This window comes from Agrobacterium sp. ST15.13.015 (assembly GCF_027871645.1).
GTDB classification, from domain to species: domain Bacteria; phylum Pseudomonadota; class Alphaproteobacteria; order Rhizobiales; family Rhizobiaceae; genus Agrobacterium; species Agrobacterium leguminum.
In genome coordinates this window covers 47,758-63,757 of the sequence record NZ_JAQAHF010000010.1, presented here as the reverse complement: position 1 = coordinate 63,757, position 16,000 = coordinate 47,758, and the positions used below count along the sequence as shown (strand labels likewise).

Annotated in this window: 12 protein-coding genes and 1 tRNA gene; 6 read left to right on the top strand and 7 right to left on the bottom strand. The window is 59.6% G+C overall.

Annotation, left to right across the window (positions count from 1 at the left end):
• Positions 1–8 precede the first annotated feature (8 nt).
• The 5 genes from PIB16_RS16510 to PIB16_RS16490 form a co-directional block, all read right to left on the bottom strand.
• Positions 9–3,827, bottom strand: a complete 3,819-nt coding sequence (locus PIB16_RS16510) for a vitamin B12-dependent ribonucleotide reductase (RefSeq protein WP_271045945.1) — start codon at positions 3,825–3,827, stop codon at positions 9–11.
• Positions 3,817–3,948 (bottom strand): hypothetical protein, encoded by a 132-nt coding sequence (locus tag PIB16_RS16505; protein WP_271045944.1) that lies wholly within the window; start codon positions 3,946–3,948, stop codon positions 3,817–3,819. Before PIB16_RS16505 ends, PIB16_RS16510 begins: the two co-directional genes overlap by 11 nt.
• 553 nt (positions 3,949–4,501) lie before the next feature.
• On the bottom strand, positions 4,502–4,999 hold the full coding sequence (gene gpt, locus PIB16_RS16500) for a xanthine phosphoribosyltransferase (RefSeq protein WP_003523375.1): 498 nt from the start codon (positions 4,997–4,999) through the stop codon (positions 4,502–4,504).
• Between the two features lie 110 nt (positions 5,000–5,109).
• Positions 5,110–5,955, bottom strand: coding sequence for a universal stress protein (locus PIB16_RS16495; RefSeq protein ID WP_125146679.1), 846 nt, complete (start codon positions 5,953–5,955; stop codon positions 5,110–5,112).
• Between the two features lie 219 nt (positions 5,956–6,174).
• Positions 6,175–6,966: a competence/damage-inducible protein A gene (locus PIB16_RS16490; RefSeq protein ID WP_271046032.1), complete on the bottom strand. Its 792-nt coding sequence runs from the start codon at positions 6,964–6,966 to the stop codon at positions 6,175–6,177.
• 278 nt (positions 6,967–7,244) lie between these two features.
• On the opposite strand from PIB16_RS16490, the gene wrbA reads away from it, so the two are divergent.
• Positions 7,245–7,844: an NAD(P)H:quinone oxidoreductase type IV gene (gene wrbA, locus PIB16_RS16485; RefSeq protein WP_080857032.1), complete on the top strand. Its 600-nt coding sequence runs from the start codon at positions 7,245–7,247 to the stop codon at positions 7,842–7,844.
• Between the two features lie 513 nt (positions 7,845–8,357).
• Here wrbA and PIB16_RS16480 read toward each other — a convergent pair.
• Both PIB16_RS16480 and PIB16_RS16475 read right to left on the bottom strand, forming a co-directional pair.
• Entirely contained in the window at positions 8,358–8,603 is a 246-nt protein-coding gene (locus tag PIB16_RS16480) for a DUF982 domain-containing protein (RefSeq protein WP_065656008.1), read from the bottom strand.
• Positions 8,604–8,697: 94 nt separating this feature from the next.
• Positions 8,698–9,003 carry a hypothetical protein gene (locus tag PIB16_RS16475; protein ID WP_271045943.1) on the bottom strand — a complete coding sequence of 102 codons (306 nt, stop codon included), beginning with the start codon at positions 9,001–9,003 and terminating at the stop codon, positions 8,698–8,700.
• A 709-nt stretch (positions 9,004–9,712) separates the two neighbouring features.
• Between PIB16_RS16475 and PIB16_RS16470 the strand changes: the two genes are divergently transcribed.
• The 5 genes from PIB16_RS16470 to PIB16_RS16450 all read left to right on the top strand — a co-directional run bounded on the left by PIB16_RS16470 (position 9,713) and on the right by PIB16_RS16450 (position 15,542).
• Positions 9,713–9,865 (top strand): DUF3309 family protein, encoded by a 153-nt coding sequence (locus tag PIB16_RS16470; RefSeq protein ID WP_003495626.1) that lies wholly within the window; start codon positions 9,713–9,715, stop codon positions 9,863–9,865.
• A 239-nt stretch (positions 9,866–10,104) separates the two neighbouring features.
• Positions 10,105–10,178: transfer RNA gene (locus PIB16_RS16465), tRNA-Cys, on the top strand.
• A gap of 232 nt (positions 10,179–10,410) precedes the next feature.
• Entirely contained in the window at positions 10,411–11,082 is a 672-nt protein-coding gene (locus PIB16_RS16460) for a protein-L-isoaspartate O-methyltransferase family protein (protein WP_065656006.1), read from the top strand.
• A 389-nt stretch (positions 11,083–11,471) separates the two neighbouring features.
• Positions 11,472–12,479 carry a cell division protein PopZ gene (gene popZ, locus PIB16_RS16455; RefSeq protein WP_271045942.1) on the top strand — a complete coding sequence of 336 codons (1,008 nt, stop codon included), beginning with the start codon at positions 11,472–11,474 and terminating at the stop codon, positions 12,477–12,479.
• 219 nt (positions 12,480–12,698) lie between these two features.
• The gene (locus tag PIB16_RS16450; protein ID WP_142845137.1) at positions 12,699–15,542 is read left to right on the top strand and encodes a valine--tRNA ligase; all 2,844 of its coding nucleotides are present in this window, start codon (positions 12,699–12,701) and stop codon (positions 15,540–15,542) included.
• Positions 15,543–16,000 lie beyond the last annotated feature (458 nt).

Below are 16,000 nucleotides of genomic sequence, written 5' to 3'. Positions count from 1 at the left end.
TAACTTTCTCAGCTGCAACCGCTCGTCGCACCACAAGTATCGCACTTCTCGCAAGTGCCGTTTCGCACCATCGTGAAGTTCTGGCATTCCGAGCACATGTTGCCGGTATACCCTTGAGCAATCGAGCGCATGCGGCGTTCGTTTTCCACCTTCTTGGCTTCCGTCTTGGCTGAAGCTGCGTCTGCGGCGGCCTTGTCGGAGAAGAGGGCGGTTGCCGTCTGCTGGGCTTCCTGGACGACGTCGTCGATCACTTCCTCGGCGATTTCTTCGGCCAGTTCCCTGGCGCGCTCTTCATAGTCCCGCTTGAAGGAGACGATTTCTGAGGTTGCGATGGAGACGGTCGGTTCCAGCTTGCGGGCGGCGGAGCCGGCGAAGGAGGTGACGTTGGCCGAGGCGCGGGCAGGGGCTGCCGTTGCCGAACCCTTCGGCTCGGAAGACGACCGTTCGCCACCATTGCTGGAAACCAGCGTCGGCTTGTAACCGCGGGTCCAGCCGGTGGAAACGAGGTTGGTCTTGCCTTCCTGGATACCCTTGCCGAGCGCCGTGTTGGAGAAGTCCGACGTATCGACATGGGCGAGATCATGGCGGCCGAGATAGGAGACGGCGAGTTCGCGGAACACGTAGTCGAGGATCGACGTGGCGTTCTTGATCGCGTCGTTGCCCTGCACCATGCCGGCCGGTTCGAACTTGGTGAAGGTGAAGGCCTCCACATATTCTTCCAGCGGCACGCCATATTGCAGGCCGAGCGAAATGGCGATGGCGAAGTTGTTCATCATCGCACGGAAGGCCGCACCTTCCTTGTGCATGTCGATGAAGATTTCGCCGATGCGGCCGTCACCGAATTCACCGGTGCGCAGATAGACCTTGTGACCGCCAACGGTCGCCTTCTGGGTGTAACCCTGACGGCGGTTCGGCAGCTTTTCACGCTCACGCGAGACACGCTCGATGACGCGTTCGACGATCTTTTCGGTGATCGTCACGGCCTGCTGTGCAGCCGGCTGCTGGATCAGTTCTTCGATCAGGTCTTCTTCGTCCTCATCTTCCACCAGCGACGCATTGAGCGGCTGGGAAAGCTTGGAACCATCGCGGTAAAGGGCGTTTGCCTTCAGCGCCAGCTTCCAGGAGAGCATGTAGGCTGCACCGCAATCCTCAACCGTCGCATCGTTCGGCATGTTGATCGTCTTGGAGATCGCACCGGAGATGAAGGGCTGTGCCGCCGCCATCATGCGGATATGCGATTCGACCGAGAGGTATCTCTTGCCGATCTTGCCGCAGGGGTTGGCGCAATCGAAGACAGGCAGATGCTCGGCCTTCAGGAACGGTGCGCCTTCCAGCGTCATCGCGCCGCAGACGTGAACGTTTGCCGCTTCGATGTCCTTCTTGCCGAAGCCGAGGTGCTCGAGCAGGTTGAAGCTCATGTCGGAGAGCTGCTCGTCGGAAACCTTCAGCGTTTCCTTGAGGAAGTCGGCGCCGAGCGTCCACTGGTTGAAGACGAACTTGATGTCGAAGGCGCTCTTCAGCGCGCCATTGACGGCCTCGATCTTCTCATCGGTGAAGCCCTTGGCCGTCAGCGTCGAGGGGTTGATGCCGGGGGCCTGGTTGAGATTGCCGTGGCCGACGGCATAGGCCTCGATCTCGGCGATCTGGCTTTCGGAATAGCCAAGCGACCGCAGCGCATCGGGAACGGCGCGGTTGATGATCTTGAAGTAACCGCCGCCGGCGAGCTTCTTGAACTTCACCAGCGCGAAGTCGGGCTCGATACCGGTCGTGTCGCAGTCCATGACCAGGCCGATCGTTCCTGTCGGCGCGATAACGGTCGTCTGGGCGTTGCGGTAGCCGTGCTTTTCACCAAGTTCCAGCGCCTTGTCCCAGGCGGCTGTCGCGTGGGCGATCAGGTCCTGGTCCGGGCAGTCGCCATGGACGAGTGCGACTGGGTTGACTGACAGGCCCTCATAACCTTCCGACTGGCCTAGGGCGGCGCGGCGGTGGTTGCGGATGACGCGCAGCATGTTGTCGCGGTTCGGCGCAAAGCCCGGGAACGGGCCAAGCTCGCCGGCCATTTCGGCCGAGGTGGCGTAGGACACACCGGTCATGATGGCGGTGAGCGCACCGGCAATCGCGCGGCCTTCGGCGCTGTCATAGGGAATGCCCGAGGACATCAGGAGGCCGCCGATATTGGCGTAACCGAGGCCCAGCGTGCGGTACTCATAGGAGAGTTCTGCGATCTGGCGCGACGGGAACTGCGCCATCATGACGGACACTTCGAGCACGACGGTCCATAGGCGAACGGCATGTTCGTAATCGGCGATATCGATGCGCTTCGTCGCCTGATCCTTGAACTGCAGAAGGTTCAGCGAGGCGAGGTTGCAGGCCGTGTCGTCGAGGAACATATATTCCGAGCACGGGTTAGAGGCGCGGATCGGGCCGGCGGCTGGCGAAGTGTGCCAGTCGTTCATGGTGGTGTTGAAGTGCAGACCCGGATCGGCAGACGCCCAGGCGGCGTGGGAAATCTTTTCCCAGAGGTCGCGGGCCTTCAGCGTCTTCATGACCTTGCCGTCCTTGCGGGCGGTGAGGTTCCAGTCACCGTCATTTTCGACAGCGCGCAGGAAGTCGTCCTTCAGCGAGACGGAGTTGTTGGAGTTCTGGCCGGATACCGTGAGGTAGGCTTCCGAATCCCAATCCGTATCGTAGGTCTTGAACTGGATGTCCTTGTAACCCTGTTCGGCGAACTGGATGACGCGCTTGACGTAGTTTTCCGGCACCATGTCCTTCTTGGCAGCACGGATTTCGCGCTTCAGGGCCGGGTTCTTGGCCGGGTCGAAGCAATCGCCATTGTCAGCCTCGCAATTGACGCAGGCCTTCATGATTGCCTTCAGGTGCTTGGCGACGATCTTGGAGCCGGTGACGAGCGCGGCAACCTTCTGCTCCTCGTTCACCTTCCAGTCGATATAGGCTTCGATATCGGGGTGATCGGCATCGACAACGACCATCTTCGCCGCACGACGGGTCGTGCCACCGGACTTGATGGCGCCGGCTGCGCGGTCGCCGATCTTGAGGAAGCTCATCAGGCCGGAGGAGCGGCCACCGCCGGAAAGCTTTTCGCCTTCGCCGCGCAGATAGGAGAAGTTGGAGCCGGTGCCGGAACCGTATTTGAACAGGCGCGCTTCACGCACCCACAGGTCCATGATGCCGCCTTCATTGACGAGGTCGTCCTCAACGGACTGGATGAAGCAGGCATGCGGCTGCGGATGTTCGTAAGCGGACTTGGACTTGGTCAGCTTAGCCGTGAAGGGATCGACATAGAAGTGGCCCTGGCCGGGGCCATCGATGCCATAGGCCCAGTGCAGGCCGGTGTTGAACCATTGCGGGGAATTCGGCGCAACGCGCTGGGTGGCGAGCATATAGGCAAGCTCATCGCGGAAGGCCAGCGCATCTTCTTCGGACGAGAAATATTTGCCCTTCCAGCCCCAATAGGCCCAGGTGCCGGCCAGACGGTCGAAAACCTGACGCGCATCGGTTTCGGAACCGAAACGTTCGGCTTCCGGCACATCCTTCAGCGCCTTTTCATCGGGCACGGAGCGCCACAGGAAGGAAGGAACGTCGTTTTCCTCAACCTTCTTCAGGAACTTCGGCACGCCGGCCTTGCGGAAATATTTCTGCGCCAGAACGTCGGTGGCAACCTGGCTGAACTGCGCGGGAACGTCGATATCCGCCAGACGGAACACGATCGATCCATCCGGGTTCTTGATTTCACTGACGGCCTTGCGGAAGTCGATCTCCGCATAAGGCGATTGGCCGGGCTTCGTGAAGCGGCGTTCAATGCGCATGGTTTCTGTCCTCGTCCATTGGGCGCCCGGTGCAGGGCGCAAAAATCCGGTCCAGCCGTGCGATGCCTTCGCGCAGCCGGGTGTTGCCGATCTGAAAGGGATGTTCATCCTTGGATGTCATCCCTGTATCTCGTGGCTTATTCGGCTGCAAGCATGTCATGGAATACTAAATATAGTATCAACAGCTTCCTGCCGCCAGTCCCCGCGTCATGTTTTTGGCGGTTCCGAAAAGGCGCGCAAAAGCCCGCGGCGAACCGCCCCCTCATGGCCGGGACGCCGCTTTGGACATGCGCGCTGGAGATGGAGAGGAACCGGCCTCGTTACTTTCCGGTCCGTTGCCGCCGCAACATAATTGTCACTTTCCTCTCGCGGCACAGATTCGTCAAGCCATAGATTGAAACCCATTTTTAACCACAAGATATTGTGTGGAGGCCTGTGGAAAACGGGGATAGGAAAAGCTCTTAGAAAAATCAGTGACTTGGCGGGAAAGTTTGAAGCTTGCGCGAGGCTGGTTTCCGCAAGGGAAAGGCAAAACCCCGCATTTCCGGGGTGAGGCATAAAGGCGACACTGCGGTTTTTCCGTGTTTTTTAGCTGTCGCCATAAAGGCGTTTCCCGACAAAAAAACCGCCCCGATGGGGCGGTTTCAAAGCGTCATTTTCCCCTGCGGGGCTGGTCAGCCGCGCGATCCCTTGGCGATCGGCTCCTGATAGGTGAAGCCCATGTCCCAGGGGAAATAAATCCAGGTGTCCTGGCTGACTTCGGTAACGAAGGTATCGATGGTCGGCACGCCCTTCGGCTTGGCGTAAACACAGGCGAAATGCGCCTTGGGCAGCATTTCGCGCACTTCGAGCGCCGTCTTGCCGGTATCGGTCAGGTCGTCCAGCACCAGCACGCCTTCGCCGCCATCCGCCGAAAGTTCCGGGGCGACACCCTTCAGCAGAACCGTTTCGCCCTGATTGACGTAATCATGGCGGGTGGCGATGCAGACCGTGTCGATCAGGCGGATATTCAGTTCGCGGGAAATGATCGCCGCCGGCACGAGGCCGCCGCGGGTGATACAGACGATCGCGCGGAACTCGCGCTCAAGGCCGGCAAGACGCCAGGCAAGCGCACGGGCATCGCGGTGAAACTGGTCCCAGGAGACGGGAAAGGCTTTATCGGGAAGGGACATGTCGTCTACCATCTGGTCAAAATTGTCGATGGCTTTGGCTAATAGCCGCAAGACCGGCAAAAAGGCAAGCTTTCCGCACGGTCTTGTAGCTCAATCCACTTCCACCGGTTTTAACGCGACAGTAGCGTCAGCGCCGTCATGGAATCGAGCAGGGTGCGGGTGACACCGCCAAACAGCAGTTCCCACCAGCGGGAATGGCCGTAAGCGCCCATGACAAGAAGGTCGATGCTGTTATCGGACAGCCGGTTTTCGATGGCCGCCTGCGGCGAGACACCGGCGATCTTTTCCTGCGAGGTCACGGTGACGTTGACGCCGTGGCGGGCGAGCGTGGCGGCCAGTTCCGCACCGGCGAGGCCGGAAGACTGCGTTTCGCTCTCCGCCTGATCGACGGAGAATATCTCGACGCTATCGGCTGCCTTGAGGAAGGGCAGGGCGTCGAAGGTGGCGCGGGTCGCCTCGCGCGAGCCGTTCCAGGCGATCAGGACGCGCTTGATCGGTTTCGCAACGGTCAGCACATGCGGCACGAGGAGAACGGGGCGACCGCTTTCATAGAGGAAACCGTCAATATCCGAGCGGCTGTCGGAAAGTGCGGAGGAGCTGCTCTGGCGGGCGACGACGAGATCGGCGCAACGGGCGCTGTCGATTGCCGATGCGGAGGCGTAACCCACCGATGTGACGAAGCTGCGCCATTCATGCGAGATGCCGTTGGCGGCCAGCGTACGCTCGAAGATGGTTCCGACGTCGGTGGTTTCCTTATGCGCCACATCCTGCAGCGCCTGCACGGTGGCGGGGTCGGGAATTTCCATCGGCGCGACGAGGGGAACGGCGGCCAGCGTTTCCATATGCAGGCCGATCACATGCGAGGAAAACTGATCGGCAAGGCTTACCACGAATTCGCCGAGCTTCTGCGTGTTCGAAACATTGTCGACCACTGCCAATATCGTCTTGTAACCCATTTCTCTCTCCTCGGTGACATGTCGTTTTCAGGTAGTTCTGGTCTTTCTTCGAGTCGCCAGAACGATCCAAGTCTCTGTTTTATGCATTGTCCGGACGGAGAAGCTGTTCCGCTTTTCCTGGAATGCTCAGGGGGAGAGTGGCCGCCTTTACAGGCCGCCACCTTGATTTTGGTCAAAGCTTCCCGTCTCAAGCCTTTTCTGTCTCAAGCTTTTTCTGCCCTAGGCGGTTGCATCGCCCTTGCTGGCTGCCAGTCTTTTTTCATGGCCGATAGTCTCGATCATGGCGGCAACCGCGTCTGCTGCCGCCTTCAGGACGTCGGCGTCGCGGGCGCGCACCACGATCTCCGTCGAAAAGCGCTGCCCGTCATATTTGGGATAGGAGCCGATGCTGGTTTCGGGATGGGCTTTCTGGATGGCCGTCAGCGGCGTGCCGATATCGCCTTCGCCATAGGGCGACCGCACGGCCTGCGACATGACCTTCGCGCCGGTGCGCAGCGTCGGCATGACATTGTCCAGCATGGCCTGAAACACCTGCGGGACACCGGCCATGACGTAAACATTGCCGATGACGAAGCCGGGGGCGACGGAAACGGGATTGGCGATGTGGGCGGCTCCTCTCGGCATACGCGCCATACGCTTGCGCGCGTCGGTGAATTCCATCTCGCGGACGCGATACATGTCACCCAGCAGGCGCAGCGCCTCGGCATCGTGCTCGCAGGGCAGGCCGAACGCCGCAGAGACCGCATCCGCGGTGATGTCGTCATGGGTCGGGCCGATGCCGCCTGACGTGAAGACATAATCATAGCGGCCGCGCAGCGCGTTCAGCGCCTCCACGATCGCTTCCTCCTCGTCGGCGACGATGCGCACTTCCTTCAGGTCGATGCCGGACATGGTGAGGACATCCGCGAGGTGGCCGATATTCTTGTCCTTGGTGCGGCCCGAAAGCAGTTCGTCGCCAATGGCAAGCATGGCGGCGGTCACGACGGATTGGGCGGAGGAGGGATTGGACATGGTTGCACTCGTCATCTGTTTCACCCGACGTTAACGCCGCGCCAGCGCGAATGCAAAGCGGTTTTGAAGAAACGCAAAAGGGGGATTGGTTGACGATGGCTCCGGGCGTTCACTCATCGTGAACAGTGCGTATGCCAATCCCCGGCTGGCGGCAGACCGATCCGTCCGCTACCTTTTTGTCATACGTTTTTTACGGGTCAAAGCCGATTATCATTGAGTTTTTAAAGAAGCTTGTCGCCGGTTCGCCGGAAACAGTTCCAGCAAAGGAAACGAAGAGAATGACGAAGGTTCTGGTACTTTATTACTCCTCTTACGGCCATATCGAGAAAATGGCCTATGCCGTTGCCGAGGGCGTGAAGTCCACCGGCGCAGAAGCCGTGGTGAAGCGCGTTCCCGAACTCGTTCCGGAAGAAGTTGCAAAGTCTTCCCATTTCAAGCTGGATCAGCCGGCTCCGGTGGCGACGGTGGACGAGCTGGCGGATTACGACGCCATCATCGTCGGCGCCGGCACGCGTTTCGGCACGGTCGCCTCGCAGATGCGCAATTTCTGGGACCAGACCGGCGGTCTGTGGTTCAGCGGCAAGCTGGTCGGCAAGGTCGGTTCAGCCTTCACCTCTTCCGCCACCCAGCATGGCGGTCAGGAATCTACCATCCTCGGTTTCATCCCCACCTTCCTGCACCATGGCATGGCGGTCGTCGGTCTGCCCTATGCTTTCCAGGGCCAGATGGGCGTCGATGAAATCAAGGGCGGCTCGCCCTATGGCGCCTCCACCATCACCGATGGCGACGGCTCGCGCCAGCCTTCCGAAATCGAACTGGAAGCCGCCCGTTTCCAGGGCGCGCATGTGGCGAAACTCGCCGCCAAGCTTTCAGCCTGATTGGATGATCTGTTGAAAAAAATGCGGCTCACAAGGCCGCATTTTTTAATACCGGAACGTCACGTCGCCGGTCGTGTCGAAGAAGAATTTTTGCCGTGGCTCAGATCGGTAGGTTGACCATGAAAAGGCAGCTTGCGACCACGAAGCCGAGCATCGAGATTTCGAGAAAACCGTTCAATCCGTCACGCATTCCGATCCTCCTCCTGTTGGGTGAAAAGAGAACGATCAGAGTTTATCGCGGTTCCATAACGAAAGAATGAAATTCAGGAAATTCCAATGTCCACTCGCCCCGTCTTCCGGCGGAGAGGATTTTGGCGCTTCACCCGGTGACGACGAAGGCCACCACGAGGTGGCCGAGAAGGCCGATCGCCAGGCAGGAGAGGAGAAAAATGAACAGGGCTTTTTTCATGTTTCCGGAAGTTTCCATCTGTTGCGATCCATCCCACGTCTTATCCTGAAAAGCTGACGCCGCAGGCGGCATTTTTTAGTCGACGGCCAGCTGGTGTTCCGCCGTCAGGCCTTGATATCGAGGCCGGCTTCGATTGCGGCTGCGATGAACGCCTTGCGCGCATCCTCGGGCTTTTTCCGGCCGGCATCGACGGCGGCGCAGATCAGCAGCGCCCTGTCCAGCGCATCGCCGTCTTCGATCGGCCAATCCTCGATCAGCGCCCAGGAGGCCGCCTGCGTGGTGTCGATGCTCGTATAGTCGCCCGGCGTTTCGAACGCGATCAGGACGGGTTTTTGCCAGCGCGTATTCATCGCCTATCCATTATGGTTGTTGCGCCCGGCTCTAAACCAAGCGGTCAGGATGCGCAATCCCGTTCCCGGCCCGTTTCGCGCCGTTGCGGTGCGGTCAGTCGTCGCGCCCGAACAACCATTCGAGGATGATGCGGCGGTCGATGAGTTCCAGCGAGCGGTCCGGCGCGATGCGGTAGGTTTCCACCGCCCGCGTGCTGCCGTCGATGCGGAATTCGTGGGTGAAGGTACTGCCGATCGGCGATTTCGTCAGTTTGGTGCGCGGCTGGCCCCTGTAGATGATGCTGCCGGGAATGGGTTCGACATAGGGCGCGGGGCCGACATAGGCGGCCGGTCCGGCCGTGGTGCATCCGGCAAGCGCCAGTGTAAGCGCGATAGCGGCCGATGATACGAGCGTTTTCATCCTGTCCTCCGAAGTGCGTCCGTGAAAACGATGTCGAGGCGCGGCGGTTCCCGGAGGGCAGGGGGCCGGAGACGATTTCCCCGACTATTTGCTCTTCGGATTCTGAATGTCGCGCGCGACCCAGCGAAAGAAAAAGTAGACGAGGAGGCCGAAGATGAAAAGCGGGATGAGGTTCGCAAAACCGGACATATGATTCTCGTTTCTCCCTCCCGGTCCGGGGTCTAGCCGGAGTGAAACCGGCAAGGCAAGGGGAACGAGAACACAGTCGGTAAAATATCCGTGTGCCTGCAAAGGAGAATTCGAGGAGCGTGGGGAGGGGCGGGAGAGATCTGGCGCACTGCCAGTGATGCCAGATCTCTCCGTCTCCCGCCAGTTTCAGGGTACGGGGGACTGGCGCTAATATGACGGACAACTGCCGATAGACATAGGCCGAGAAATTACCTCGAATAAATCGCTGCTTTGGTCGATCCCGGTGAAGGCCGGCCTGCCGCGGGCCTTCAGGGGCTTTTTGCGGCGATATAATTAGCCAGGGAATTACTTTCCCGAGACGGAGCAGCCAAGGCCGCATTCCCGAACTTCCAGTGTAACCCGTTGAAACGGAAGAGGATGCCTGTCCACCGTTATGCTGCCGGCTATACAGGAAGGGGAACTTTTTGCGCGTTTTATCGTTCAAACAGGCAGGACACATGCCAATAGTGGAGGGTTATACATGCTCGGCACCATCCTCGTCATCCTGCTCATTCTTTTCCTGATCGGCGCACTGCCAAGCTGGGGTTACCATAATTATGGTTATGGCCCGTCAGGCGGTCTCGGACTGGTTCTGGTCATCGTCCTGATCCTCGTTCTGCTTGGGCGGATCTGACCGGCTGGTACAGGAAATGCAGCATTGCCCGCAACGGCGCAAACGTGCCGGATGCGGGCTTTGTTTCTTCTGAAATATTAGGCAGATACAAAAAGCTTCGGAATCTTAAGTGCTTAAGCGGCTTGCCTTAGCGGTGTGCCGGTCCGATCCGAAAAAACACCACATTCGGAACGAACCCTCTTGCGCCCATAATGGATTCGTTCTAAATGCCCGCCATCGCTTGATTGATAAGCGTGTGAGGCCTCGTGGCGGAGTGGTGACGCAGAGGACTGCAAATCCTTGTACCCCGGTTCAATTCCGGGCGAGGCCTCCAAAAATTTCCACGAACGCAATGTTTTTTCGATATTTGACCCCGCTTCGCGGTCATTTGCTGTTCCGGAAATCTCCACTGTTTCGCTTTTTCCCACACATCCGGCTTAGCGCGCTTGAAAGCGTGCGCTTGGGCAATTATGAGATTATCCAAAGGCGAGGGGGAGCCCCTGCCGTTTTGAGCTTTTGGAGCCGAGGCTTCCCGACCGGCATCCGTGAAATTGAGGCGATACGATATGATGGATTTCGAAACCGCACGCGCCAATATGGTCGACAGCCAGTTGCGCACGACCGACGTGACGTCGCATTCCGTGCTGAAGGCGTTTTTGAGCGTGCCGCGCGAGGCATTCGTGCCGGCGGGCGTGCGGCAGATTGCCTATGTGGACGAGGACCTGCAGATCTGTCCCGCCCGCGATGGCCGTCCGGCCCGTTATGTCATGAAGACCTCGCCGCTGGCGAAGCTATTGCAGCTTTCGGCCGTGTCGAAGGAGGACGTGGTGCTGGAAGTCGGCGGCGGTGCAGGTTATGCAGCCGCCATCCTTTCGCAGCTTGCCGGTTCGGTGGTTTCGCTTGAAAGCGATGAGGCGCTGGCCGCACAGGCGACCGAGACGCTCGCCTCGCTCGGATATGACAATGTCGCCGTCGTAACCGGCGACCTCGAAAAGGGCTATGCGGGTGAAGCGCCCTATGACCTCATTTTCATCAACGGCTCGGTTGAGGAAGTGCCGGCGGCACTGACCGACCAGCTGCGTGACGGCGGCCGTCTGGTTGTCGTCGTCGGATATGGCGGCGCCGCGAAGGCCACCGTCTATCGCCGCGATGGCAACAGCACATCGGCCGCCACTTTCTTCAATGCTTCGGTCAAGCCGCTGCCGGGTTTTGCCAAGGCGGCCGAATTCGTTTTCTGATCGGCAAACGATCATCTTCTTTCTGACGCCGGGGTGGAGTTTCCGCCCCGGCGTTTTTATGTTCGGTTTGCCGGCGGAGCGCTTCCTTTCGGGTGGTTCTCACAAAGCTGTGCATCATCACGAAACTTGTCGAATCAGTGATTTAGTTCCTCGCTATGCTGACCTAAACTAAGGGTGATTCGGGGTGTGCGTATTTCTGCCCCGCATGATCCTGTGACAGGGACGGCGAAATGCTCAGGCGCTTGGCCGGCCATGTTTCAGAGCATCGGTGTGACGATCGATTTCGGTTGTCGAAAACGCGATGTGAAAATTGAACAGGTCAAGGAGCGCTCATCCGGTGTCCGAGGGATGCGGCAAGGGTGCTCGAAGAGTGGAAACCGGGGATTGATATGGCTCAGCCAAGCGTAGCGCGTGAACCGTCCATGGAAGAGATTCTGGCGTCTATCCGCCGGATCATCGAAAGCAACGAGACCGGACCTGCCGGTGCGTTTTCCGGGCAGTTGCCGCCGGTCTATGACGATGAAGACGAGGCTGCGAGAGAAGCAGCCTTCGTGGCGGAGCCCATCAGCCCGCCGGCGCGCGTTCCCCCCGCCGCAAACCAGGCTTTTGGCGCACGGCCTGCGCAGGATTTTTCGCCGATTTCTGAAGGGCCCATGGCTGAACGGCAGGAAAGCGCCGCCGAGAAGACCATGTCGCTTGCAGATGTCGCTGCCCGTGTACGTGCCGCCGCAGACCGTAACGCCGCCATGGGGCCGCAGGCTTTCGCCGCGCAGGCCCAGCGTGGCGCGGCCGAGACCGCGACGTCGGCTGCTGCCCCGACCGTATCGCAGCCTTTGTCCGCGCCGTCTTCCGAACGCGCCGCAACGCAGCGCCCGACGGATGTTCGGCCGCTGATGGCGGCTGCGGCCGCCGCGAGCGTGAGCGAGCAGCCGGCATCCAGCGTGAACGAGCAGCCGGTATCTTTTGCCGCCGAGGATCGCGCTGCCGCTGCCGCCATCGAAAGCGCGTCTTCGGCCGAAAACCGCTTCGATCAGCTTTCGCTGCGCGGCGCCCTCGAAACGCCGCTGACAGCGGAACGTTTCGACATAGCGGTGCTGGAACCTGTCGTTGAGAAACCGGGATTCGATCTGGCCGAGCCACAGGCAAAAGACGAGGCGGGTGTTGAGGGCGGTCTGTCGCTCAATCTTCTTTCCGCCGCTGCCGGTGCGCAGATCGCCCGTTCGTTCAGCGAGCTTGCAGAGGTTTTCGACGGTGTCGAGCGGCGCTCTATCGAGGATATGGCCGCCGAAATGCTGCGCCCGATGCTGCAGGATTGGCTGGAAGACAATCTGCCGACACTCGTGGAGCGTCTGGTGCGCGAGGAAATCGAGCGCGTGGCGCGCGGTTCGCGCCGCTAAGTTCCGCTCCGGCCGCATGTGCGATTGCGGCGGATGCGACGAAACAGGGGCCGCTCCGGCATCGGGGCGGCTTTTTTGTTGAAGATGAAGGTGTTATGGGGTCATAGTCACCCGTGGGTCCGCTCAATGGTTGGCTCGCGGGCGGGTTTCTGTTGACTCTCTCCCGTCCATCCTTATTTAAAAAAATCCACACAAGAACTCTAAAATTCAGGTCAGGAAATGCTCGAAAAGACCTACGATTCCGCATCCGTCGAACCGAAGATCGCCAAAGCCTGGGACGAGGCTAACGCTTTTCGTGCCGGCGCCAACGCCAAGCCGGGCGCGGAAACCTTCACCATCGTCATCCCGCCGCCGAATGTGACCGGCTCCCTGCATATGGGCCACGCGCTCAACAACACGCTGCAGGATATTCTGGTCCGCTTCGAGCGCATGCGCGGCAAGGACGTGCTGTGGCAGCCGGGCATGGACCATGCCGGCATCGCCACGCAGATGGTCGTCGAGCGCAAGCTGATGGAACAGCAGCTTCCGGGCCGCCGCGATATGGGCCGTGAGGCTTTCGTGGAAAAGGTCTGGGAGTGGAAGGCCGAATCCGGCGGTCTCATTTTCAACCAGCTGAAACGCCTTGGTGCCTCCTGTGACTGGTCGCGTGAGCGCTTCACCATGGATGAGGGGCTGTCGCAGGCGGTTCTCGAAGTTTTCGTCACGCTCTACAAGCAGGGCCTGATCTATAAGGACAAGCGCCTCGTCAACTGGGACCCGAAGCTGCAGACGGCGATTTCCGACATGGAAGTCGAACAGATCGAGGTGAAGGGCAACCTTTGGCACTTCCGTTATCCGCTGGAAAAGGGTGTCACCTATCAATATCCGGTCGCTTTCGACGAGGAGGGGAAGCCCACCGAGTTCGAAACGCGCGACTATATCGTCGTCGCCACGACGCGGCCCGAAACCATGCTCGGCGATACCGGCGTTGCGGTGAACCCGAAGGATGAACGGTACAAGGGCATCATCGGCAAGCATGTCATCCTGCCGATCGTCGGCCGCAAAATCCCGATCGTCGCCGATGACTATGCTGACCCGACAGCCGGCACGGGCGCGGTTAAGATCACGCCTGCGCATGACTTCAACGATTTCGAAGTCGGCAAGCGCTGCGGCCTGCGCGCCATCAACATCATGAATATCGACGGCACGATCTCCATCAAGGAAAACGAGGATTTCCTCGAGGGTCTCAGCCATCCCGCGGCGCTGCATGGCGCATGGGATCGTCTGGAAGGGCAGGACCGCTTTACCGCCCGCAAGATCATCGTCGAAATCTTCGAGGAAGCCGGCCTGCTCGACAAGATCGAGCCGCACAAGCACGTGGTGCCGCATGGCGACCGTGGCGGTGTGCCGATTGAGCCGCGCCTGACCGACCAGTGGTGGGTGGACAACAAGACGCTGGCCCAGCCGGCGATTGCCTCCGTTCGCGAAGGCCGCACCAATTTCGTGCCGAAGAACTGGGAAAACACCTACTTCCAGTGGATGGAGAACATCCAGCCCTGGTGTATCTCGCGGCAATTGTGGTGGGGTCACCAGATCCCGGCATGGTATGGCCCGGACGGACAGGTCTTCGTTGAGAAGACCGAAGAAGAGGCGCTTCAGGCGGCCATCCAGCACTACATCGCCCATGAAGGTCCGTGGAAGGCCTGGGTCGAGGAGAAGCTTGAGAACTTCAAGCCGGGTGAAATCCTGACCCGCGACGAAGACGTGCTCGACACCTGGTTCTCGTCGGCGCTCTGGCCGTTCTCGACGCTTGGCTGGCCCGAGCAGACACCGGAACTGGCGCGCTATTATCCGACCAACGTGCTGGTGACCGGTTTCGACATCATCCCGTTCTGGGTGGTGCGGATGATGCAGATGGGTCTGCATTTCATGAAGGACGATGCCGGCAACCCGGTCGAGCCTTTCAGCACGGTCTATATCCACGCGCTGGTTCGCGACAAGAACGGCCAGAAGATGTCGAAGTCCAAGGGCAACGTCATCGATCCGCTGGAACTGATCGACGAATATGGTGCGGATGCGCTGCGTTTCACGCTTGCCATCATGGCGGCGCAGGGCCGTGACGTGAAGCTCGATCCGGCGCGTATCGCCGGTTATCGCAACTTCGGCACCAAGCTCTGGAATGCGACGCGTTTTGCAGAGATGAACGGCGTGAAGCGCGATCCGCATTTCCTCGCCGAAACCGCGTCTCTGACCATCAATCGCTGGATTCTGACCGAGCTTGCCAATACGGCGCGCGACGTGACGGCGGCGCTTGAGAACTTCCGCTTCAACGATGCCTCCGGCATTCTTTACCGTTTCGTCTGGAACCAGTTCTGCGACTGGTATCTGGAACTGCTGAAGCCTGTCTTCAGCGGCGAAGACGAAAAGGCCAAGAGGGAATCGCAGGCCTGCGCGGCCTATGTTCTGGACGAGATCTACAAGCTCCTGCATCCCTTCATGCCCTTCATGACGGAAGAGCTGTGGGCGCATACGGCGGGCGAGGGTGAGGAGCGGGATAATCTGCTTTGCCTGACCGACTGGCCGGTGCCGGAATTCCGCGACGATGCCGCGGCGGCCGAAATCAACTGGCTGATCGATCTCGTCTCCGGCATTCGCTCCGCGCGCGCCGAGATGAATGTGCCGCCGGGCGCCACCGCTTCGCTGGTCGTTGTCGGCGCCAATACCTCCACCGAAGCGCGGCTCGACCGCCACGCCGCCGCCATCCGGCGCCTGGCGCGGGCGGATGAAATCCGCGCCGCCGATGTCGCACCGAAGGGCTCCGCGCAGATCATCGTCGGTGAGGCCACGGTCTGCCTGCCGCTCGGCAAGCTCATCGATCTGGCCGCCGAGGAAGCCCGTCTCGAAAAGGCGATCGGCAAGGTGGATGCGGAAATGGAACGCATCGACAAGAAGCTGTCGAACGAAAAATTCGTGGCCAATGCCGATCCGGAAGTGGTCGCCGCCGAGCGCGAGCGCAAGGCAGAGCTGGAAGTGCAGCTTGCAAGCCTGAGAACGGCGCTCACGCGGGTCAGCGAAGCGGGTTAATAGCTGCCTCCGGCTCTCTTCTGAAAACAAAACGCCCCGTTCGAAACGGGGCGTTTTTGTTTCTATGTAACAATTCGTATCGATTGATTGCTGCACTGCAACGGCGAATCATGGGCAGCCGAAAGAGCGATTATTTCACGCCATGCCCGGCCAAAAACCTCTGAAACAGCCAAAAAATCCAACAAAAACGGCCTGATAAGCGCGTTTCCTCGGGAAACCCGTGAGTGTGGTTATTTGGCGACAATTCCCGCCTCAAGTGGGAATTTGTTTCATTTTATGTCTGATTGCTTCAATTGGATTAGAAAAATAACCTAAAATGATTATGCAAGGGGATCGACATGAAATTCTTACGTAAAAAATGGAGAAGTGTCGCAGAACTGTGCCAGAGTGCGGCAGATTGTCATTTGCTGCGAAGCGCTTCACTCTTTTGATGATCACATTGCCTTGATTGGGGAGAG

Bases quoted from the DNA above. Each gene is read 5' to 3' on its own strand.
- PIB16_RS16510 (WP_271045945.1), bottom strand. From the start codon at position 3,827: ATGCGCATTGAACGCCGCTTCACGAAGCCCGGCCAATCGCCTTATGCG.
- PIB16_RS16505 (WP_271045944.1), bottom strand. From the start codon at position 3,948: ATGACATCCAAGGATGAACATCCCTTTCAGATCGGCAACACCCGGCTG.
- gpt (WP_003523375.1), bottom strand. From the start codon at position 4,999: ATGTCCCTTCCCGATAAAGCCTTTCCCGTCTCCTGGGACCAGTTTCAC.
- PIB16_RS16495 (WP_125146679.1), bottom strand. From the start codon at position 5,955: ATGGGTTACAAGACGATATTGGCAGTGGTCGACAATGTTTCGAACACG.
- PIB16_RS16490 (WP_271046032.1), bottom strand. From the start codon at position 6,966: ATGTCCAATCCCTCCTCCGCCCAATCCGTCGTGACCGCCGCCATGCTT.
- wrbA (WP_080857032.1), top strand. From the start codon at position 7,245: ATGACGAAGGTTCTGGTACTTTATTACTCCTCTTACGGCCATATCGAG.
- PIB16_RS16480 (WP_065656008.1), bottom strand. From the start codon at position 8,603: ATGAATACGCGCTGGCAAAAACCCGTCCTGATCGCGTTCGAAACGCCG.
- PIB16_RS16475 (WP_271045943.1), bottom strand. From the start codon at position 9,003: ATGAAAACGCTCGTATCATCGGCCGCTATCGCGCTTACACTGGCGCTT.
- PIB16_RS16470 (WP_003495626.1), top strand. From the start codon at position 9,713: ATGCTCGGCACCATCCTCGTCATCCTGCTCATTCTTTTCCTGATCGGC.
- PIB16_RS16460 (WP_065656006.1), top strand. From the start codon at position 10,411: ATGATGGATTTCGAAACCGCACGCGCCAATATGGTCGACAGCCAGTTG.
- popZ (WP_271045942.1), top strand. From the start codon at position 11,472: ATGGCTCAGCCAAGCGTAGCGCGTGAACCGTCCATGGAAGAGATTCTG.
- PIB16_RS16450 (WP_142845137.1), top strand. From the start codon at position 12,699: ATGCTCGAAAAGACCTACGATTCCGCATCCGTCGAACCGAAGATCGCC.